General features: G+C 67.1%; 28 protein-coding genes. 27 read left to right on the top strand and 1 reads right to left on the bottom strand.

What is annotated here, in order from left to right:
- Nucleotides 1-30: 30 nt before the first annotated feature.
- From gpM to DD559_RS17810, 27 genes are all read left to right on the top strand, one after another.
- Nucleotides 31-900: a phage terminase small subunit gene (gpM, locus tag DD559_RS17930; RefSeq protein WP_116470372.1), complete on the top strand. Its 870-nt coding sequence runs from the start codon at nucleotides 31-33 to the stop codon at nucleotides 898-900.
- Nucleotides 901-1,020: 120 nt separating this feature from the next.
- Nucleotides 1,021-1,494, top strand: coding sequence for a head completion/stabilization protein (locus tag DD559_RS17925; RefSeq protein ID WP_165831143.1), 474 nt, complete (start codon nucleotides 1,021-1,023; stop codon nucleotides 1,492-1,494).
- Nucleotides 1,494-1,709 carry a tail protein X gene (locus DD559_RS17920; protein ID WP_116470370.1) on the top strand — a complete coding sequence of 72 codons (216 nt, stop codon included), beginning with the start codon at nucleotides 1,494-1,496 and terminating at the stop codon, nucleotides 1,707-1,709. Before DD559_RS17925 ends, DD559_RS17920 begins: the two co-directional genes overlap by 1 nt.
- Nucleotides 1,710-1,711: 2 nt before the next feature.
- The gene (locus DD559_RS17915; protein ID WP_116470369.1) at nucleotides 1,712-2,056 is read left to right on the top strand and encodes a hypothetical protein; all 345 of its coding nucleotides are present in this window, start codon (nucleotides 1,712-1,714) and stop codon (nucleotides 2,054-2,056) included.
- On the top strand, nucleotides 2,053-2,535 hold the full coding sequence (locus tag DD559_RS17910) for a glycoside hydrolase family protein (protein ID WP_116470368.1): 483 nt from the start codon (nucleotides 2,053-2,055) through the stop codon (nucleotides 2,533-2,535). Before DD559_RS17915 ends, DD559_RS17910 begins: the two co-directional genes overlap by 4 nt.
- Nucleotides 2,532-3,050 (top strand): hypothetical protein, encoded by a 519-nt coding sequence (locus tag DD559_RS17905; RefSeq protein ID WP_116470367.1) that lies wholly within the window; start codon nucleotides 2,532-2,534, stop codon nucleotides 3,048-3,050. Before DD559_RS17910 ends, DD559_RS17905 begins: the two co-directional genes overlap by 4 nt.
- On the top strand, nucleotides 2,983-3,291 hold the full coding sequence (locus DD559_RS17900; protein WP_133243857.1) for a hypothetical protein: 309 nt from the start codon (nucleotides 2,983-2,985) through the stop codon (nucleotides 3,289-3,291). Before DD559_RS17905 ends, DD559_RS17900 begins: the two co-directional genes overlap by 68 nt.
- Entirely contained in the window at nucleotides 3,288-3,566 is a 279-nt protein-coding gene (locus DD559_RS17895) for a spike base protein, RCAP_Rcc01079 family (RefSeq protein ID WP_116470365.1), read from the top strand. Before DD559_RS17900 ends, DD559_RS17895 begins: the two co-directional genes overlap by 4 nt.
- Complete coding sequence (locus DD559_RS19915) at nucleotides 3,563-3,700, top strand: hypothetical protein (protein ID WP_165831142.1); 138 nt, start codon at nucleotides 3,563-3,565, stop codon at nucleotides 3,698-3,700. Before DD559_RS17895 ends, DD559_RS19915 begins: the two co-directional genes overlap by 4 nt.
- A gap of 3 nt (nucleotides 3,701-3,703) precedes the next feature.
- Nucleotides 3,704-4,903 (top strand): hypothetical protein, encoded by a 1,200-nt coding sequence (locus DD559_RS20320; protein WP_116470364.1) that lies wholly within the window; start codon nucleotides 3,704-3,706, stop codon nucleotides 4,901-4,903.
- A gap of 11 nt (nucleotides 4,904-4,914) precedes the next feature.
- Nucleotides 4,915-5,076: a hypothetical protein gene (locus DD559_RS19910; protein ID WP_165831141.1), complete on the top strand. Its 162-nt coding sequence runs from the start codon at nucleotides 4,915-4,917 to the stop codon at nucleotides 5,074-5,076.
- The gene (locus tag DD559_RS17885; protein ID WP_116470363.1) at nucleotides 5,063-5,557 is read left to right on the top strand and encodes a phage tail protein; all 495 of its coding nucleotides are present in this window, start codon (nucleotides 5,063-5,065) and stop codon (nucleotides 5,555-5,557) included. The genes DD559_RS19910 and DD559_RS17885 overlap by 14 nt, the downstream gene beginning before the upstream one ends.
- The gene (locus tag DD559_RS17880; protein ID WP_116470362.1) at nucleotides 5,554-6,225 is read left to right on the top strand and encodes a phage virion morphogenesis protein; all 672 of its coding nucleotides are present in this window, start codon (nucleotides 5,554-5,556) and stop codon (nucleotides 6,223-6,225) included. Before DD559_RS17885 ends, DD559_RS17880 begins: the two co-directional genes overlap by 4 nt.
- Nucleotides 6,212-7,033 (top strand): hypothetical protein, encoded by an 822-nt coding sequence (locus DD559_RS19675; protein ID WP_133243856.1) that lies wholly within the window; start codon nucleotides 6,212-6,214, stop codon nucleotides 7,031-7,033. Before DD559_RS17880 ends, DD559_RS19675 begins: the two co-directional genes overlap by 14 nt.
- A 99-nt stretch (nucleotides 7,034-7,132) precedes the next feature.
- Nucleotides 7,133-8,035 (top strand): baseplate assembly protein, encoded by a 903-nt coding sequence (locus tag DD559_RS17875; protein ID WP_116471015.1) that lies wholly within the window; start codon nucleotides 7,133-7,135, stop codon nucleotides 8,033-8,035.
- Nucleotides 8,032-8,574: a phage tail protein I gene (locus DD559_RS17870; protein ID WP_116470361.1), complete on the top strand. Its 543-nt coding sequence runs from the start codon at nucleotides 8,032-8,034 to the stop codon at nucleotides 8,572-8,574. Before DD559_RS17875 ends, DD559_RS17870 begins: the two co-directional genes overlap by 4 nt.
- Before the next feature lie 12 nt (nucleotides 8,575-8,586).
- Complete coding sequence (locus tag DD559_RS17865) at nucleotides 8,587-11,001, top strand: hypothetical protein (RefSeq protein ID WP_116470360.1); 2,415 nt, start codon at nucleotides 8,587-8,589, stop codon at nucleotides 10,999-11,001.
- 34 nt (nucleotides 11,002-11,035) lie between these two features.
- Complete coding sequence (locus DD559_RS17860) at nucleotides 11,036-11,269, top strand: hypothetical protein (RefSeq protein WP_116470359.1); 234 nt, start codon at nucleotides 11,036-11,038, stop codon at nucleotides 11,267-11,269.
- A 76-nt stretch (nucleotides 11,270-11,345) separates the two neighbouring features.
- On the top strand, nucleotides 11,346-11,897 hold the full coding sequence (locus DD559_RS17855; protein WP_240610326.1) for a phage baseplate assembly protein V: 552 nt from the start codon (nucleotides 11,346-11,348) through the stop codon (nucleotides 11,895-11,897).
- On the top strand, nucleotides 11,894-12,265 hold the full coding sequence (locus DD559_RS17850; protein ID WP_116470358.1) for a GPW/gp25 family protein: 372 nt from the start codon (nucleotides 11,894-11,896) through the stop codon (nucleotides 12,263-12,265). The genes DD559_RS17855 and DD559_RS17850 overlap by 4 nt, the downstream gene beginning before the upstream one ends.
- 11 nt (nucleotides 12,266-12,276) lie before the next feature.
- Nucleotides 12,277-13,443, top strand: coding sequence for a phage tail sheath subtilisin-like domain-containing protein (locus DD559_RS17845; RefSeq protein WP_116470357.1), 1,167 nt, complete (start codon nucleotides 12,277-12,279; stop codon nucleotides 13,441-13,443).
- Nucleotides 13,444-13,481: 38 nt separating this feature from the next.
- On the top strand, nucleotides 13,482-13,988 hold the full coding sequence (locus DD559_RS17840; RefSeq protein WP_116470356.1) for a phage major tail tube protein: 507 nt from the start codon (nucleotides 13,482-13,484) through the stop codon (nucleotides 13,986-13,988).
- Between the two features lie 42 nt (nucleotides 13,989-14,030).
- The gene (locus DD559_RS17835) at nucleotides 14,031-14,339 is read left to right on the top strand and encodes a phage tail assembly protein (RefSeq protein ID WP_116470355.1); all 309 of its coding nucleotides are present in this window, start codon (nucleotides 14,031-14,033) and stop codon (nucleotides 14,337-14,339) included.
- 8 nt (nucleotides 14,340-14,347) lie between these two features.
- Nucleotides 14,348-14,476 (top strand): GpE family phage tail protein, encoded by a 129-nt coding sequence (locus tag DD559_RS17830; RefSeq protein WP_116470354.1) that lies wholly within the window; start codon nucleotides 14,348-14,350, stop codon nucleotides 14,474-14,476.
- 2 nt (nucleotides 14,477-14,478) lie between these two features.
- Nucleotides 14,479-17,121, top strand: a complete 2,643-nt coding sequence (locus DD559_RS17825) for a phage tail tape measure protein (protein WP_240610325.1) — start codon at nucleotides 14,479-14,481, stop codon at nucleotides 17,119-17,121.
- Entirely contained in the window at nucleotides 17,118-17,507 is a 390-nt protein-coding gene (locus DD559_RS17815; RefSeq protein ID WP_116470353.1) for a phage tail protein, read from the top strand. The genes DD559_RS17825 and DD559_RS17815 overlap by 4 nt, the downstream gene beginning before the upstream one ends.
- Entirely contained in the window at nucleotides 17,504-18,532 is a 1,029-nt protein-coding gene (locus tag DD559_RS17810) for a contractile injection system protein, VgrG/Pvc8 family (protein ID WP_116470352.1), read from the top strand. Before DD559_RS17815 ends, DD559_RS17810 begins: the two co-directional genes overlap by 4 nt.
- Here DD559_RS17810 and DD559_RS17805 read toward each other — a convergent pair.
- Nucleotides 18,529-19,047 (bottom strand): helix-turn-helix domain-containing protein, encoded by a 519-nt coding sequence (locus DD559_RS17805; RefSeq protein WP_116470351.1) that lies wholly within the window; start codon nucleotides 19,045-19,047, stop codon nucleotides 18,529-18,531. The genes DD559_RS17810 and DD559_RS17805 overlap by 4 nt on opposite strands.
- Between the last annotated feature and the right edge of the window lie 17 nt (nucleotides 19,048-19,064).

Here is a 19,064-nt window from a genome sequence, read left to right as displayed (position 1 = left end):
CCCTCCCCCTATCCAGCACCGGAACGCATCATGAGCCCAGCTCGCCAGCATCGTGAACGCTTCGCCAATGCGGCCAAGCCCGATCACGCCCACCCGATCGTTGCCGCGCCCCAGGGCGAGGGCGGGCAGGAACCCCTGCCCGTCACCGCGATCGTCGCAGCCAGCCCCGCGCGCCTGCACGCCCTGCGGCACGCGGCGCTTGCCGCGATCGAAGATCCCGCCGCCCTCGATCCCGGTGCTGGGGATGGCCCCGACGCCCAGATCATGCTGCGCCTGGTGCACGACATGCGCCGGCTGAAGGCGATCCAGTCGATCGAGAAGAAGATCGAGGCGAAGCGCGAAATGCTGCCCGCCTATCGCGATTGGGTGATGGCGCGCCTGCGCGTCTCGGCCGAGACCGGCAAGGCGGTGGCGGACGAAGTGATCCCCACCATCATGGTCTGGCTGATCGACGTGGGCGAATATCGCGGTGCGCTGGAGCTGGCCGAACATATGCTGCTCCACGATCTGCCCATGCCTGCCCGCTACCAGCGCACCACCGCTGCCCTGGTCGCCGAAGAGATCGCCACCGCTGCGATCAAAGCGCAGGCCGCCGGCCAGTGCTTCGACCTGGGCATTCTCTACGCCACCGAGAGCCTTACGGCGGACGCGGACATGCACGATCAGATCCGCGCCAAGCTCTACAAGGCGATCGGGCAGGAGACTGCGCTCGGTGCCGAGGCGCTGCTCTCGGCGGAAGACCAGCCGCGCGCCCTTGCCAAGGCGCTCGACGCGCTCCGCCGCGCCCATCAGCTCGACGACCGCGTCGGTGTGACGGGCCGCATTCGCAAGCTGGAGAAGCAGCTCGAAGCCGCCACGCCGCCGCCGCCCGCCGACCCCGCGTCCACCCAGGACGCCTGACCAGCTCGCCCCCCGGCGCTCGGGGGCGGATCGCGCGCGACGGGAGAGCCTTCCGGCTGAGGGCCGTCGCGGACCCGATCCCCACCCCCGTTTGCCGGGGGCGCCACCCGAGGAATGGATATGAGCGGGTTCGCCTGCACCCCCGAACTGAAGCCGCCGCCCGCCGCCGCTGGTGCTGCGCCGATCGTCAATGACGGCTGGTTTCCGGACATCGATCCCGCCGATCTGCGCAAGGCGCGCCGCATTCCCACGGACATGCCGGCGGAACGTCTGCGCGACGCGGTGCGCGAAGCGATCCTCTGGACGAACGACCAGCTCGAAAGCTGGCGCGCCGACCAGACCGCCGCCCGCTTCGCCGATGTGCCGTCTCCGCCGCTCGACGGTTCGACGCGCAACCTGGTGCTGTACCAGCTTGCCGTGGGTGCCTGGACGAAGGCCCTGCTCGTCGAACGGCAACGCGATGTCGACCTGACCGGCGCCGGCCAGCGCAAGGTGGACGAACTGGACGCCTCGATCGGCGAGCTGCGCCGCGACGCGCTCCATGCCGTGCGCCGCATCCTCGGCCAGCCCCGCACCAATGTGGAGCTGCTGTGATGGCCGACGTGCTGACCGCGCGCCAGGGCGACACGCTGGACGAGCTGTTGTGGCGCGAACGCGGGCTCGGCCCGGAAACCCTTGATGCCGTCCTCGCGGCCAATCCCGGCCTTGCCGATCGCGGCGCCACCCTTCCGATCGGCACGCCGGTCACCGTCCCCCCGATCGCCGCCCAAGCTCCGCCGGTGCGCGAGACGGTCCAGCTCTGGAGTTGACCATGGAACAGAAGATCGCGGCCCTGCTCGACGCGTGTTTCGCCATCCTGTCCGGCATCGCACCCGGCGCGATCGGCGCAGCGGTGGGGCTCGCCTGGCGCAAGGGCCTTACCTGGCGCGAACGCTTCGTGCAGCTTGCCGTGGGCATCGTCGTCTCGTGGTTCGCGGGCCGCGCGATCGGCGCGATCTGGTCGCTCGATCCTTTCGTGCTGCAGGGCATCGCCTTCACCATCGGCATGATCGCTTTCGAAGCCACGCCCCGGTTCATCGCGGCGGCGGCCGACGTCGCCGGCACCATCCCCGCCAGCTTGCGCGACCACTTCCTGGGCAAGGGAGGCGATCAGTGACTTATGATCGCGATGCGCTGGCCGCCGAGCTGATCCGCGACGAAGGCGAGCGGTTCAAGGTCTATCGCTGCCCCGCCGGCAAGCGCACGATCGGCATCGGGCGCAATCTGGACGATGTGAGGATATCGCCTGCCGAAACGGCCGCGCTCGGTATCACGCTGGCAAGCGTTCTCAAGAACGGCATCACCCGCGAACAGTCCCGCGCGCTGTTCGCGAACGATATCGCTGCCTGCGAACGCCAGCTCGACGCCAAGCTGCCTTGGTGGCGGGGCCTGAGCGACGTGCGCCAGCGTGCCCTGCTCAACATGTGCTTCAACCTCGGCATCGGACGCCTGCTCGGCTTCAAGAACACGCTCGCCAGGATGGAACGCGGCGATTTCGTAGGCGCCGCCGCCCGAATGCGCACGTCGCTCTGGGCGCGCCAGGTCGGCGCCCGTGCCGAACGCCTCGCCACGATGATGGAGAAGGGAACCGCATGATCCGGCTGATCATCGGCGCCACCAGGGCGCTGCACAAATGGGCGGGCAATAGCTGGCTGGTGCTGATTGCGCTCGGCATCGCCACCGCTGCCCTGTACGTCGACGCGCGTCGGGTCCGCGCCGACCGGGATGCCTGGGCAAGCTGGGCGCGCGAAACCTGCGCCCACGCCGGCACCGGCATCGAAGCCACGACGATCGAGCGCACCGACGCGGCCGGCAAGCGCCACAAGGTGGTGATGCCGCGCGGCGCGGTCTGCCGCGAAGCCGTGAAGGATCTGGCGACATTCCGCAGCGACACGCTCGCTGCCACCGCCCGCGTCCTCACCTCGGCCGCTGCCGAACGCGACACCAAGTCGACGCACGATCGCACCGCCGCCGCCACCGAGTCCGGAAACCGGGCCGCAGCTCTCAAGACCATGGAGAAAGCCGATGCGCAGATCCGCGCCGATGACCGCGTTGATGGCGATTGGTTCGCTGCTCTCAATCGCCTTGGCGGGATGCAGCCCGCGCCTTGAGCATCGGCCGGCGGAAATCGTGGCGGTGCCGGTGAAAGACACGCCACCTGCTAACCTGCTCGCCTGCCCGGAACCGCCCCCGGCCTTCCCCACCGATCAGGTGGCGATCCTGCCGGCGCCGCTGCGCACCGCCCTCAAAACCCTGGTGCTGCACGATCGCGATCAGCGTGTCCGCTTCCGCCGCCTGGTCGCGTGGATCGCTCCCGGCACCTGCCCCACCGAACCGGAGAACCATCCATGAGCAAAGTCGCCACCGCCGAACTGCAGTCCCAGCAGCTTGACGCCATCGCCGCCCAGGGCGCGGCGACCGACGTGATGGCCGCCGTCGCGGGAACGCCCCTGCCGCGCCCCTCGCGCGCGATCCGTTGCCTCGGCAACAGCGGCACGATCCGGATGGTAATGGCATCCGGCCAGACTCGCGACAGCCGTATCGAGGCGGGCCAGATCCTGCCCTGGTCGATCCTCAAGCTGGAAGTTTCGGGAACCACCGCAACCCAGATCGAGGCCTGGCTGTGAAGATCGGCCTCGGCCTGGGCGTCGCGCCGGTGCTGCTGGCGGTACGGACGCGCATCACCGCGCTGCTTTCTCGCACGGTCGACCGCACCACCAAAACCACCGATTCCACTCTCTACACCACCGACAGGAGCTGAGCGATGGCCCGACAGATCATCGGCGTTGGCCAGAGCCCCAACGACGGCAAGGGCGAACCGGATCGCGATGCCTGGATCAAGGCGAACAGCAATTTCGAGGAGCTGTACGCGCGGCGCCAGGAAATCGAGAACCGCGTCGCCAGCGGCGCAATCCCGGCGACCAGCGCGGGCAAAATGATCGTCGCCAATGCAAGCGCCGCGCCGCTGGTCCTAACGCTGCCTGGCACGGGCCTCACCCCCGGTGACGTGCTGGTGATCCGGAAGGACGATAGCTCGGCCAATCGAGTCACCATCCGCGCCACAAATTCCGATCTCGCCTGGCTCTCCTCCCCATCGGATTGGGTTCTGCTGCTCTGGGCGGGCACCGCCTGGGTTGTGCAGCGCTGGGGCCTCGCGCCCTTGCGGCTGATATATGCAAGCAGCGCCACGGGCGCCGCCGGCAGCGTAAAGCCGCCCCTGGCGACGGCGCTGGAGGTGATGGCGATCGGCGGCGGCGGCGGCGGCGGCTCGGGACGATCGGGGGGCAGCGCCACCACCCGCACCGGCGGCGGCGGCGGTGCGGGCGGGGCCGTACAGTATCTGCGTATGCCGGCGGCAGCGCATGGCGCGACCGAAAGCGTGACGATCGGTGCCGGTGGCAGCGGCGGGCCCGCGCGAACGGACAGCGGCGGCGTCACCGGCGGCAATGGCGGCACAACCTTGCTCGGCAGCATGGTCAGCGCTGCCGGCGGCAGCGGCGGCGTTGGCGGCTGGACCGCCAACGCGATCGGCGGCGCGAGCCCCGGCGGCGGCACCTTTGGATCCAGCGGCGCGGGCGGTTCCGGCACGTTCAGCGCCTCGGCTGGTGCCGGTGGTGCCGGTGCCACCGGCGGCGGCGGCGGTGGCGGTGGTATCGACGCCACCAATGTCGTCCGCGCGGCCGGCGCAGGTGGTGCCGGCTCCACCCATAGCCCGACAGCAGCCGCAGGTGGCAGCAACGCCGGCACTGCCGGCGGCAGCGTCAGCAACGATTTCATCCAGAGCGGCGGCGGCGGTGGTGGTGGCGGCCCCTCCGGCCAGACCACGGGCGCGGGCATCGCCGGTGGCGATGGCGGTTCGCCTGGCGGCGGCGGCGGCGGGGGCGGCGCCAGTGATAGTCCCAGCCTGTCTGGTGCCGGCGGCACCGGCGGGCGCGGCGAGCTGCGCATCACCTGGTATTTCTGAAGGAGGGCCGCATGGCAGCATATCTCGTCCTCAATGCCTCGGGCGAGGCGATCGATCGGATCGAATGGGATGGTGTGACGGACTATGATCCGGCGCTGGTATTCGGTGCCGGCACGCGCCTGATACCGATCCAGCCGGCGGATGACGGGGCCCAGATTGATGCAGAAGCCTGATGGCCTCCGCCGGGTACTGCTGGCCCATGTGCCGCAGCTGCGCGACGATCCCGCCAAGCTCAGCATGTTTGTCGATCGCGGGCGCGTCGCGGCCGGGCCGGGCACGCTCGCCTTCGAATATCGCTACACGCTCAATCTTGTCTTGCAGGAATATGCCGGCGCAATCGATGGCCTGATGGTGCCGATCCTGGCCTGGATCGCCGATGCCCAGCCCGATCTGCTGCAGGCGGGCCAGCAGGAACCGTTTCGCTTCGAATCGGAACTCCTGGCCAGCGACGCTGCCGACGTGTCGATCTGGATCGAGCTGACCGAGATTGTCACCGTCCAGCCCCAGGCGTCCGGCGGCTTCACCACCGCACACCCGGAAGCACCCCGGCTTACCGACGCGTTCGACGGCCTCTGTTGCGTTCCGCTCTGGCACCTGTTCCTGCGCGACGCACCGGCGGACGAAACCCGCCTGGTGGCGGAGCATGGCGAATGAACCGCGACCTCGCCGAGCTGGAGCGGATCGCGGGGGCACTTCTCCGCGCAACCGCGCCCCCCGAGCGCCGCCGGATGCTTCGCGCGATGGCGAAGGATCTGCAACGCGCGCAATCCGCCCGCATCGGCCGCCAGCAGAACCCGGACGGCAGCGCCTATGTGCCGCGCAAGACAAAGCCCGCGCCCCGCCCCGGCAACTACGCGGTGAAGTTCCTCTATCCCAAGGGCGCGGCCGAACCCCGGCTCGTGCTGATGAAGAGCTGGGCACACGAAGGGAAACTGCTCACCGGCTATGACGTCGAAGCCGGCGGCATCCGCAGCTTCTTCTGGGACAAGGTGGATCGCTGGCTGCCGCTCGAACCGGAAGAACAGAACAAGAGTGGCGGCAAATATCGCCGGCAGGGCGGCATCCGCCGCGCCGCGATGTTCCGCAAGCTGCGCAACGGCCGCAATCTACGGGCGGGCGCCAGCGACCGCGAGGCGTGGGTCGGTTTCGCCGGCCGCGTGTCCGAAATCGCCAGTGTCTCGCAGGAGGGGTTGATGGACCGGCCTTCCGCCAAGGCAAAGCCCGTGCGCTATCCGCGCCGCGAACTGCTCGGCCTCACGGATAGGGAGGCCGGCGCCATGCTCGATCTGCTGCTACGCCACATTGGTGGTGTCGCTTCGTGAAGAGTCGGTCACCAATCATAAGGAATTGATCGACAGAGAATTGGTGGTGCCCGCACGGGCAGCGAACCAACATCAAGGGACGATCATGCACGCCAGCTTCAGACTTCTTGGAACAATGGGCTTATTGCTCGCAACGCCGGGCATCGCACAGGTTCGGCCGGAAGTGATCGCAAGCGACGGCGATTCAAATCTGGCGCAAACCCCCTTCATCAAGGGACGCCCCTCCACATTCGACATCGGTGGGGTCAAACTCGGAATGACCCCGGCGGAAGTTCTCCGGGTCGCTTCGGCCAAGGGAATGCGCGTCAAATGGCACGCGACGGGCGCTCGATCTTTCGAGGAGGAAGTGTCTCTCCAAATGAGCCGTCTTCAGGGAAAGAGCTCGGACTTCAAACTCCCAGCACACACCAGCGGCATGGGTCTCTCGGACGACACAGGCAGCATTTGGGACATCGACTTTTACACTACGCCGACGGGCCAACGTGTATCGAAAATCCTATACACCAGTCCAATGTCCGGTCGGACGATCGAGGGAATTCGCGCAAATATCACACAAAAATATGGCTTGAGCACATTATCTTCAAGTGTAACTGCAGCCGATCACATCTCGCTTATATGGTGCGAATACAATAAGGGAGATCGCTGCAATAACTGGGGCAGCGAAACGACCCTTACAGCGTTCGCGACCAATCGCGAACTACGTCTCGATTTGGGGCTGGATTCACCGACCCGGAACGCCGCCGCGCAGCTTGTGAAATCCACAGCCAAGTCTCGCCTCGCAGCGGTTCCTACGCGCGACACCTTTTAGGAACTGCCTTCCCTTCGCCCCGCTGCGGTCCTTGTGAAACCAACATTTCACAAGGACCGCCGCTAGCCTGCACGCCCATGCCGCCGCGACATGGGCGGCATGGCCGACACCTCCGCCACCTTTACCGCCGTGGATCTCTCGCGCTTGCCGGCACCGACCGTAATCGAGCCGCTCAGCTTCGAAGATATCTATGCTGAAATGCTCTCCAGCCTGCAGGCGCTGGTTCCCGGATTCGACGCGACCGTCGAGTCCGACCCAGCGGTGATGCTGCTACAGGTCTGCGCCTATCGCGAGTTGATGCTGCGCGGGCGGGTGAACGATGCCGCGAAGGCGGTGATGCCGGCGTTCGCCACCGGCACCGATCTTGATCACCTCGCCGCGTTGATGTCGGTCGCCCGGCTCCAGCTCAGTCCCGGCGCCCCCGCCAACGACATCCCGCCCACCTATGAGGAAGATACCGCACTGCGCGCCCGCCTGGTGCTGGCGCCCGAAGGCTTCTCGGTCGCCGGGCCGGAGGGCGCCTATATCTTCCACGCCCGTTCCGCCGATGGCGATGTGCTGGATGCGAGCGCCACTAGCCCCGCACCCGGTAGGGTACTGGTGACGGTGCTGTCTCGGGCGGGCGATGGCACCGCCTCGCCCGCCTTGCTCGCCAAGGTTGCCGCCCATGTTTCGGACGAAACGGTTCGCCCGCTCACCGATGCGGTAACGGTGCAGTCCGCGACGATCGTACCTTATCAGATCGTCGCCACGCTCACGACCTTCAGCGGTCCGGATGATGGCATCGTGCTGGCCGAGGCACAGCGCCGCGTCGAGGCCTATCGTGATCGCCAGCACCGGCTTGGCATGGACATCACCCGCTCCGGCATCATCGCGGCACTTCATGCCGAAGGCGTCCAGAATGTCGCGCTGAGCTTCCCCGCAGCCGATATCGCCATCGATCGCACCCAGGCCGGCTGGTGCACTGGCATCACCATCACCTATGCGGGCACCGGCGAATGAGCGGCAGCCTGCTGCCGCCGAACGCCTCCGCGCTGGAACGCGCGCTGGAAGCGGCGACCGCCCGGCTAGGCGATCTGCCGGTGCCGCTCCGGTCACTGATCGATCCCGATCGCTGTCCGCTGCCGCTGCTTCCCTATCTTGCCTGGGCGGTATCGATCGATGCCTGGTCGAGCGACTGGCCTGAGCCGGTGAAGCGCGCCCGTGTTCGCCGCGCGATCGAGATCCAGCGCCGGAAGGGAACCGCCGCATCGGTGCGCGCCGTGGTGGAATCCTTCGGCGGTGCGGTGGCGTTGCGCGAATGGTGGCAGCTCTCGCCGCCCGGTCCACCGCACAGCTTCTCGCTGGCTGTCGAGCTGAGCGGCAATGACGGCGCCCCCGCCACCGCGGCGTTCGCAGAGGCTGTGATCAGCGAAGTGCGCCGAACCAAGCCGGTGCGCTCTTCCTTCACCTTCACCCAAGGGCTGCGCTTCACCGGCACCGCCGGCCTTATCGCGGTCGCCCGCCCCGTCCTCTTCACCCGTCTACAGCTCACCGCCTGATCGGAGCCCGCGATGCCGCTCACCCTCACTGTCACCAACGCCGGCCGCGCCGCGATCGTCAACGCTAGCCGCGACGGCACCAGCGCCGTCCGGATCGCTGCGATTGGCGTATCCGCCACCGCGATCACGGCCAGCGCCGCCACCACGACCCTGCCGGATGAAACCAAGCGGATCAGCACCATCGCCGGGGACGCTGTCGCCGCCGATACGATCCATGTCACCGTGCGAGATGAAAGCAGCAGCGTCTATTCCGTGCGCTCGATCGCGCTGTACCTGGCCGATGGCACCCTGTTCGCGGCGTATGGCCAGAGCAGCATCCTGGTCGAGAAATCGGCGCAGGCAATGCTCCTACTCGCGCTCGATATTCGCTTCACCGATATCGCGGCATCTGCCCTAACCTTCGGCGCCACCAACTTCCTAAATCCCGCAGCCACCACCGAAACAGCGGGCGTCGTCGAACTGGCGACAGATGCGGAAACCGCCACCGGCACCGAAGATCGCCGCGCCGTCACCCCAAAAGGCCTCAGCTTCAGCATCGCCGCCCGGCTGGCGAGCTGGGGCGCCGATATCTGGCGAGCGAGCAACGATGGCGCCGGCTCCGGCCTCGACGCCGATCTGCTCGATGGCCAGCAGGGCAGCTATTATGCGAACATCCCGGCACGCTTGGGCTACACGCCCGCCAACCGTGCCGGTGACAACTTCACCGGAGCGATCACCGTCACCACAGGGGGTGAGGCGGTCAATCGCATGATCGCCGGGGCCGGCAGCTACTATGGCGGTTTCAGCATTGAGCGGCCGAGCGGGCGCCGCTGGCTGTTCGGCATGTCCGGTGCCCAGGCAGAAAGCGGCGGCAACAGCGCCAGCGATTTCTTCATCAACCGCTACGCCGACGACGGTGCCTTTATCGACACGCCGTTCCAGATCACCCGCAACACCGGTGAGGTGCGGGCCCAGGCCAATCGCGTTTGGCACGCAGGCAATGACGGCGCCGGCTCCGGGCTCGACGCGGACCTCCTCGATGGTCGTGATAGCAGCTATTATGGCGACGTCGTCGGTCGCCTCGGCTACACCCCTGCCAATCGCACCGGCGAGGACTTCACTGGCCCCGTCGCGGCGGCAACCCCCAACACCGGCACTTCCGGCGGGTTTCGCCTCAAGGCCAACGCCACCAGCGGCTTCGCCTATTTTCAGGTAACGAACCCCGATGCGACCAGCGAATGGGGCAATCTCCAGTTCACTGCCGCCGGCCAGATGCGCTGGTCGGGATCGCTTCTGGTGGCGGGAAATGCCAGCCGTAACGGCGCACTGCTTTGGGATGCCGCCAATGACGGCGCCGGCTCAGGCCTCGATGCCGATCTGCTCGATGGCCAGCAGGGCAGCTATTACACGAACATCGCCGCGCGCCTGGGCTATACCCCCGCCAACCGCGCAGGCGACAGCTTCACGGGGTCGCTCATAGTCTCCACCGGCGGCGAAGCGGTCAATCGCATGATCGCCGGGGCCGGCAGCTATTATGGCGGTTTCAGCATTGAGCGGCCGAGCGGGCGCCGCTGGCTGCTCGGAATGTCCGGTGCCCAAGACGAAAGCGGCGGCAACAACGCCAGCGATTTCTTCATCAATCGCTATGCCGATGATGGCGCCTTTATCGACACACCGTTCCAGATCGCGCGCAATACGGGTGAGGCGCGGCTGCAGGGCGGACGCGCCTGGCACGCGGGCAATGATGGTGCCGGCTCCGGGCTCGACGCGGACCTCCTCGATGGCCGCGATAGCAGCTATTATGCCGACATTGTCGCCCGGCTCGGCTACACGCCCGCCAGGCGCACCGGCGAAGATTTTACCGGCCCGGTCACGGCGGCAACGCCCAATGCCGGCAGCTCCGGTGGGTTTCGGCTCAAGGGCAATGCCACCAGCGGCTTCGCCTATTTTCAGGTGACGAACCCCGATCTGTCCAACGAATGGGGTCATTTCCAGTTCAGCCCCGCCGGGCAGATGCGCTGGTCGGGATCGCTCCTGGTCGCGGGGGAGGCCAGTCGCAACGGCGCCCGGATATGGGATGCTGCCAATGACGGCGCCGGTTCCGGCCTCGATGCTGATCTGCTCGATGGCTATGACGGCGCGGCCTATGATCGCGTCGTCGATCAGAACCTCTCCGAAAATGGCGGGTGGCTGCTCTACGCGTCGGGCCGAAAGGAAACCTGGGGCTGGGTGCAGGTGCCGCAGGACAGCTTCGCCAGCTATCCCCTGCCCATCGCCCATAGCGAATGGGTGCACCCATCGCTGGGAGTCAGTGCGCTGAGCGGCAACCGTGACAATTATCAGAATACCGGCATCGCCGACATTATCGGCAGCCCGCCCACATCGATTCAGATCTGGAATGCGGACGATCGCACCGCGCGCGTCTGGGTACGCACCATCGGCAAATGAGCGTCCACCCCGCTCGCATCAGGAGGAAAAAGCGATGAAAACCACGATCAACAGCGTGAACGGCGGCACAGCATCGGTGACGTTCGAACATGCCGGTGTCACCCACACCCGCGACGTGAACATCTGCACCACCGCCAAGGGCAAATATGATACCGCCGCAACCGAGGCCCGCATCGCCGAAATCGCGCTTGGGGTGGAAGTGAAGATTGCAACCGGCGCGATCACCAACCCGCCGCCTGTCCCGGAACCCACACCCGCCGCCGAATAGCCCGCCCTTGTGAAACCGGGCTTTCACAAGCCCAACCCCGCGCGCGTTCGCGGTGCCGGGGGCAAAGTCCGGCACCGTGAGCGACCTCAACGATCCCCGCCGCCTGATCGGCAACCTGATGCGCCTGGGCACGATCGAACGCGTCGATCTTGCCCAGGGCACGGTTCGCGTGCGCGTCGGCGACCTCCTCACCGACGATCTGCCCTTCGCCGCCCCCCGCGCCGGTGCGCTGCGCATTTGGGCACCGCCCAGCGTCGGCGAACAGGTGGTGCTGTTCTGCCCGGAAGGTGACGTTGCCGCCGGTGTCATTCTCGGCGCACTGTTCAGCGACACGCATCCCGCCCCCGCTGGCAATGCCACGTGCCTGATCGATTTTCCCGACGGCACGCGGATCAGCTACGATCCACAGGGCCACAAGCTCAGCGTCGCAATCGGTGCCGGCGGCACGGCGGAGATATCTGCCCCCGGCGGCCTCACCCTCAACGCCGATGTCACCCTCAAAGGCAAGCTGGATGCCAGCGGCAAGATCACCAGCGCCGACGATGTCGTCGCCGCCGGCAAGAGCCTCACCGGCCACAGGCATCCGCAGGTGCAGCCCGGCAGCGGCATTTCGGGGACAGCCCAATGAAGGGCATGGACGCTGCCACCGGCAAACCGATCGAGGGAGAGGCGCATCTCGCCCAATCCGTGGCGTGCATCCTCACCACGCCGATCGGCACCCGTGTCGGCCGGCGCGAATTCGGTTCGCTGCTTCCCGATCTGGTGGATCAGCCGGCGAACCCGGCCAGCCGCATCCGGATCTTCGCGGCCACCGCGCTCGCGCTTCGCCGCTGGGAACCGCGGATCAAGGTCACCCGCGTCGGCCTGGAACAGCCCCGGCCCGGCGAGGGGATCATCCTCGTCGAAGGCACCCGCACCGACCGGCCCCGCGCCAACCTGCGCACCCGCATCACCGTGCCGCTCGCCTCGCGCAGCGGCCTCACCGTTTACGCATAGGAGCCCAGCCCATGGCCTTTCAGCACGGCATCACCATCAAGGAAGAAAGTAGCGGCCCGCGCAGCCTGATCAGCGCGGCAACGGCGGTGATCGGCATGGTCGTAACCGCGCCCGCCGCCCAGGCCGCCGCCTTCCCCCTCAACAAGGCGGTGCTGGTCACCGATCCGGATGCGGCGCTCGCCAATCTGGGCACCACGGGCACCGGCCCTGTCGCGGTGCGCGCTATCGCCGATCAGGTGCGCTGTCCGACGGTGATCGTGCGCGTCGCCGAAGGCGCCAACGCAGGCGAGCTGGCGGCCAATGTGATCGGCACCACCACCGCCCAGGGCATCAAGACCGGAATGCAGGCGCTGCTCGCTGCCGAAGCGCAGCTCGGCGTGAAGCCGCGTATCCTTGGCTGTCCCGGCCTCGATACCCAGGCGGTCACCACGGCGCTTATCGCGGTCGCGAAGAAGCTGCGGGCGATGGCCTATGCGGCGGCGACCGGCGGCGACACCAGCGCCGCCATCGCGTACCGCAAGAGCTTCTCCGCGCGCGAGCTGATGCTCGTCTATCCCGATTTCTATGCGGTCAATCCTGCGGGCGGCGATCCGGTGGTGAGCTACGGCGTCGCACGCGCGCTCGGCCTGCGCGCCCGCATCGACAAGGAACAGGGCTGGCACAAGACGATCAGCAACGTCCCGGTGGACGGCGTGATCGGCCTCACCAAGGATATCCAGTTCGATATTCAGGATTCCGGCTGCGAGGCCAATCTGCTCAACGCCGCCCAGGTCTCGGCGCTGGTGCGGGCGGGCGGCGGCTTCCGGATCTGGGGATCGCGCACCTGTTCGGAAGATTCGCTGTTCGCCTTCGAAAGCGCGACGCGCACCGCCCAGGTGATGCTCGATACCATCGGCAACGGCATGATGTGGGCGATCGACAAGCCGCTACGCCCCAGCCTGGCCAAGGACATTGTCGAGACGATCAACGGCGAACTGCGCGCGATGAAGCTGGCCGGCCAGATCCTCGGCGGCAAGGCCTGGTTCGATGCCGACCGTAACCCGATCGACCAGCTGAGCGCCGGCAAGCTGCAGATCGACTATGACTATACCCCGGTCCCGCCGCTCGAAAATCTCGGCCTCACCCAGCGCATCACCGACCGCTACTTCGCCGATTTCTCGGCCGCCGTCGCCGCCTGATCAAGGCCCTTCCCACACCAGAATTGAAAGGTTGAACCATGGCCATCCCCCGCAAGCTCAAGGACATGAACCTCTTCTCGGAAGGAAATACCTTCAAGGGTATTGCCACCAGCGTCACCTTGCCGAAGCTCACCCGCAAGCTGGAAGACTATCGTGGTGCCGGCATGGATCGCGCCGTCAAGCTCGACATGGGCGCCGAAGCCCTGGAAATGGAATTCACGCTCGGCGGCCCGGAACGCTCGATCCTGTTGCAGGAAGCCCTGCCAGGCCTGGCCGGTTCCTATCTGCGATTTTCCGGTGCCTGGCAGAATGAAGCGTCTGGGGACGTCGACGTTATCGAGGTGACGGTGCGCGGGCGTTACGAAGAGATGGATTTTGGCGAGGCCAAGATCGGTGACGGCGGCGAATTCAAATGCAAGTTCGCACCCGTCTACTACCGGCTCGACTGGAACAATCAGGAACTCATCGAGATCGACGTACTGAACGGCGTCCACCGGGTCGGCGGTGTCGACCGCCTCGCGGCGATCACCGCTGCCATTTCCTGATTGGCACCCCCGCACCAACACCTCTGATCGAAAGGCTTCCCCATGTCCGCTATCACCCGCACTTTCACCCTCGACGACCCGATCAAGATCGATGGCAAGGAGGTGATCGCCGCCGGCACCATCATCGCTGTCCGCAAGCCCGGTTCGGGCGAGATGCGCGGCCTGGCGCTCAACAGTCTGTTGCAGCTCGACGTTGCCTCCCTGGAGACGCTGGCGCCGCGCATCACCATGCCGATCCTTCACAAGCCGCTGGCCGCCGCGATGGCGCCCAACGACATGCTGCAGTTCGGCACCGAGGTTGTCGATTTTTTGCTGCCGAAGGCTGCGAAGCCGGCCTCCCCAACCACGTAGAAGACGTGATGGCGGATGTGGCGGCGGTCTTTCATTGGCCGCCGCCCGTCATGAGCGACATGGCGCTCCCTGAACTGATGGGCTGGCACGCCCGCGCGATCGACCGGCTAAAGGCCATGAACGGCGTCGAGGATTGAAGATGGAACGCAACCTCCGCATCCGCATGTTGCTGGAGGCAGGCGACAAGGTGTCGCGGCCCCTGCGTGATATCGCCAGCGGTTCGGGCCGCGCCGCCCGCGCGCTGCAGGATACCCGCGACCAGCTTGCGAAGCTCAACCGCGCCCAGGCCGACCTGGCAGCCTTCCGCACGCTGAAGGGCGATCTGCGCGGCACCGAGCATCAACTGGCCAGCACCCGTGCCCGCGTTGGCGAGCTGGCGCGCCAGATGCAGGCGGCGGACACGCCGACGCGCAAACTCGCGCGCGAGTTTGATGCCGCCAAGCGCTCGGCCGCCGAACTGAAAGCCCGCCACGAAAGCGAAAGTGCCGAACTGCAACGCCTGCGCACGCGGATGCAGGAAGCCGGCCTCAGTGCCGGTGGCCTGGTGCAGCACGAGCGCAATCTGCGCCAGGCCATCGCCCGCACCAACGGCGAACTGGAAGAACAGACCCGGCGGCTGCAACACGCCAGCGACCGCGCCCGCCGGCTTGGCGCCGCGCGGGAGCGCTTCGGCGCCATGCAGGGCACCGCTGCCGGCATGGCCGCCAGCGGCTTCTCGGCGATCGAGACCGGCCGCGCGATGGGCGCGCCGCTGCTCGGCGCGGTCGCGTCGGCACAGCAGTTCGAAGCGGGCATGACGGACATCGCCCAAAAGGCGGACCTGACCCGCGCCCAGGCCGCGAAGATGGGCGACGGCCTGCTGGTCGCGGCCCGTGCCGCCAACCAGTTGCCCGAAAGTCTGCAGCAGGGCGTCGACGTGCTGAGCGGCTTCGGCCTCGATCCCCGCAAGGCTACCCAGATGATCGCGCCGATCGGCCGCGCCGCCACCGCGTACAAGGCGGAGATCGCCGATCTCGCGGCGGCGAGCTTCGCCAATCTCGACAATCTCAAGGTGCCGATCGAGCAGACCGGCCGCGCGATCGACATTATGGCGCAGGCCGGCAAGGCCGGCGCCTTTGAAATGAAGGATATGGCCCAGTATTTCCCAGCCCTGAGCGCGGGCTATCAGGGGCTTGGCCAGCACGGCGTGGGCGCGGTGGCAGATCTGTCCGCCGCACTTCAGATCGCGCGGAAAGGAGCCGGCGATGCCGCCAGCGCCGCCACCAATGTGCAGAACGTGCTGCAGAAGATCAGCTCCCCCGCCACCGTTCGCGCCTTCGACAAGATGGGCGTCGATCTGCCCAAGGCGCTGAAGAAGCTCTACGCGGAAGGAAAAACCCCGCTGGAGGCGATTGCCGAGCTGACCAACAAAACGCTCAAGGGGGATATGTCGAAGCTGGGCAACCTGTTCGAGGATGCCCAGGTGCAGCAGGGCCTCCGCCCGCTGATCGCCAATATGAAGGAGTATCGCCGCATCCGCGCCGAAGCGCTGGCGGCGGGCGGCACCACCGATCGCGATTTCGTCGAGCGCATGAAGGACTCGGCCGAGCAGACCAAACGCCTTCAGGTCAACGCCAGCACGCTGGGCATCACGCTCGGCGCCAAGCTACTGCCCGCCGTCAACGCGGTGCTGGAACAGGCGAACGCCTTCACCGATCGCGTGGCAAAGTGGACCGCCGCCAATCCGGGTCTCACCAAGGGCTTGTTAATGGGCGCCGCGGCATTTGCGGCCCTGTTTCTGGTCCTGGGCGGCGGCGCCATCCTGATCGCCGGCCTGGTCGCGCCGTTTGCGGCCTTGGCCGCCGTCTCCACCGCCCTGGGGATCGGGGTGCTGCCGCTGATCGGCATCGTCGGTGGCGTGGTCCTTGGCGTCCTTGCCCTTGGCGCTGCCATCTACGCCATCTACGCAAATTGGGGAGCGATCGGCACCTGGTTCTCCGGCTTGGGGGAAAGCATCAAGTCCGCCATCGGGGCCGCGATCCAGTTCGTCGGCCGCATCCTCCTGAATTTCAGTCCGCTCGGCCTGTTCGTGCAGGGCTTCACGGCCCTGCTCGCCTGGTTGCGCGGGCCGCTCGGGCAACGCATGGTCGCGGCCGGCGGGGATATCGTGCGCGGCATCATTACCGGCATCACCGGAATGCTGGGGCAGCTCCGGGACACGATCGTCGGCGCCGCTTCCTCGGCCGCCAACTGGTTCAAAAGCAAGCTCGACATTAACTCCCCTTCCCGCCTGTTCGCGTCCTTTGGCGGGTTCATGATGCAGGGCCTCGATCAGGGCATCGCGCGCGATCAGGACCGTCCCGTCGAGCGGATCGACCATCTGGCGAACCGCCTCACTGCTGCCATGGCGGCTCAACCGCCAGGCTTGCCACCCGCGCCGTTGCTTCAATTGCCGGCGCGTCGGGAAACCGCCGATCATGCGGTGCCGATGGCGGCCTTGCAGGCGCTCCGCAGCGAGCAGGTGCGGCGCCTGCACGGGCTGGTCGCCACCATGGCGGCGGCCTTGGCCGCCGGTGCCGCCCCTGCCGCTGCTTCGGCCAAGCCCAGCGCTGCCGCCGCACCGCCGCCGCCGCCCGCGATCACCATCGCGGCGGGGGCGATCGTGATCCAGCAGCAGCCCGGCCAGTCCGATCGCGATCTCGCGCGCCTGATCCGCGCCGAGCTGGAACAGTTGCTCCGCAACAGTATCGGCACCGGCCGCCGCGGCTCCATGGCCGATCGGCCGGATGGAGATGACCTGTGAAGCTGTTGAGCCTCGGTATGTTCGTCTTCGCGATCGACACGCTTGCTTATGACGAACTGCAGCACAAGCACGCCTGGCGGTTCGCCAGCAATGGCCGCATCGGCGCCAAAGATGCGATCCAGTTCGTCGGCGCGGATCTGGAAACGATCAGCCTGTCCGGCAGCGCGCATGTCGAGCTGGCGGACGGCCGCGTCTCGCTCGACCAGCTGATCGAAATGGCGGCCGAGGGCGAGGATTGGCCGCTGGTCGACGCCCTGGGCAATGTGCTGGGCAATTTCGTGATCACCGCGATCGACGAGCGGCACCGCCATTTCCTGCCCAACGGACAACCGCGCCAGATCGACTTCGGCATCGACCTGCTGGAAGCGCCGGACGCCGCCGAATGACGGCCGTGGCCGATTTCCGCATCACGCTCGACGGCAAGGATCTTTCGCCGAAGATCCGGCCGCGCCTGATCAGCCTGCGTATCAGCGAAAAGCGCGGCGGCGATGCCGACCAGCTCGACCTGGTGCTGGATGACAGCGACGGCAAGCTCGCCCTGCCCCCAGGGGGTGCGGTGCTTACGGTCGAGATCGGTTGGAAGGCAGGCGCCGGGGTCACGACCGGGCTGGTCGACAAGGGCCGGTTCAAGGTGGACGAGGTGGAGCATTCCGGGCCGCCCGATACCGTGATCATCAGGGCCAGCGCCGCCGACTTTGCGAGCAGCCTCACCACCCGCCGCGAACAGAGCTGGCACGCGACGACGATCGGCGCCGTCGTCCAGACGGTTGCGGGCCGGAACAAGCTGAAGGCGCGATGCGCCCCCGCTTTGGCCTCGATCGCGGTCAAGGCGCTGTCGCAGGAGCGCGAGAGCGATATCGCCTTTTTGCGTCGGCTCGGCCGCGAGCATGACGCGGTGGCCACGATCAAGGCGGGTTGCCTGATCTTCGCGCCGATCGGCGCGGGCATCACCGCTACCGGCAAGCCGCTGCCCAGCATCACCATTCGCCGCCGCGACGGCGATCGGCACAGCTACCGCGTCGAAAAGCGCGAAGCCGCCGGCAAGGTGGTGGCGGAATGGCACGACCGCAAAGGCGCCCGGAAGCGGAAGGTGGAAGTGGGCAGCGGCGAAGGTGCCGAGCGGAAGCTCTCCCGCGTCTATGCCAGCGAAGCCGAGGCGCGCCGCGCCGCCACCGCCGAATCGAAGCGCGCGGGCCGCGCCCCGCGCAGCCTTGGCCTTACCCTGTCCCTCGGCCGCGCCGACGTGTCCCCCGAGCTGCCCGCCACGGCGGAAGGCTTCAAGGCGGAGATCGATGCCCAGCCCTGGCTGGTATCGGAGGTTGATCACCAGCTCGACAACCGAGGCGGGTTTACGACGGCGATCAAGTTGGAACTATCATCCAAAGGCAATGCCCCAAGCGGCGAGCGCTAGGCCTGTCGACGGCCAGATGGCGACTCGCCTTCGGAACCCCATTCCGCCACCATCAGCCCGAACCACGCGGCCATAGACTCTTCGGCAGGCCGCGTGAGTTGGACAAAGGATCGGCGCTTGTCCGATGCATCCCCTACCCGCTCCACCAGGCGCTCACGCTCCAGCAGGCTCAGCCAGCGCAAGGCCGTGGTAGATGGCACGGCGGAGGCCAAGCAGGCGCTCGTCACGGCCACCTTCCTGCCCTCGTGCTCGGATGCGAACAGGTCGATCAGAATATCCCACGCTGGGTCAGCGAACAAATCAGACGTGAACAGCGCCGCGCGCCTCTGCCGCAACCGAGCATAGCGGCGGGCCGCTTTCGCCAGACTCTCGATAGGTTGGACTGCCGGCGTATCGGGCAGCAGATCCTGTTCGATTTCGGCAGCGGACGTATCGCTGGCGAACAAGTCCTCCGCGCGATGAATTTCATCCGCCAGCATCCGCACGAGCGTGCTCATGCGACGCAGATCGCCCATGATGTTTCTCCGTTAAG

Source organism: Sphingomonas pokkalii (assembly GCF_003096275.1).
Lineage (GTDB): Bacteria > Pseudomonadota > Alphaproteobacteria > Sphingomonadales > Sphingomonadaceae > Sphingomonas > Sphingomonas pokkalii.
This window is presented reverse-complemented; position numbering and strand designations above follow the sequence as displayed.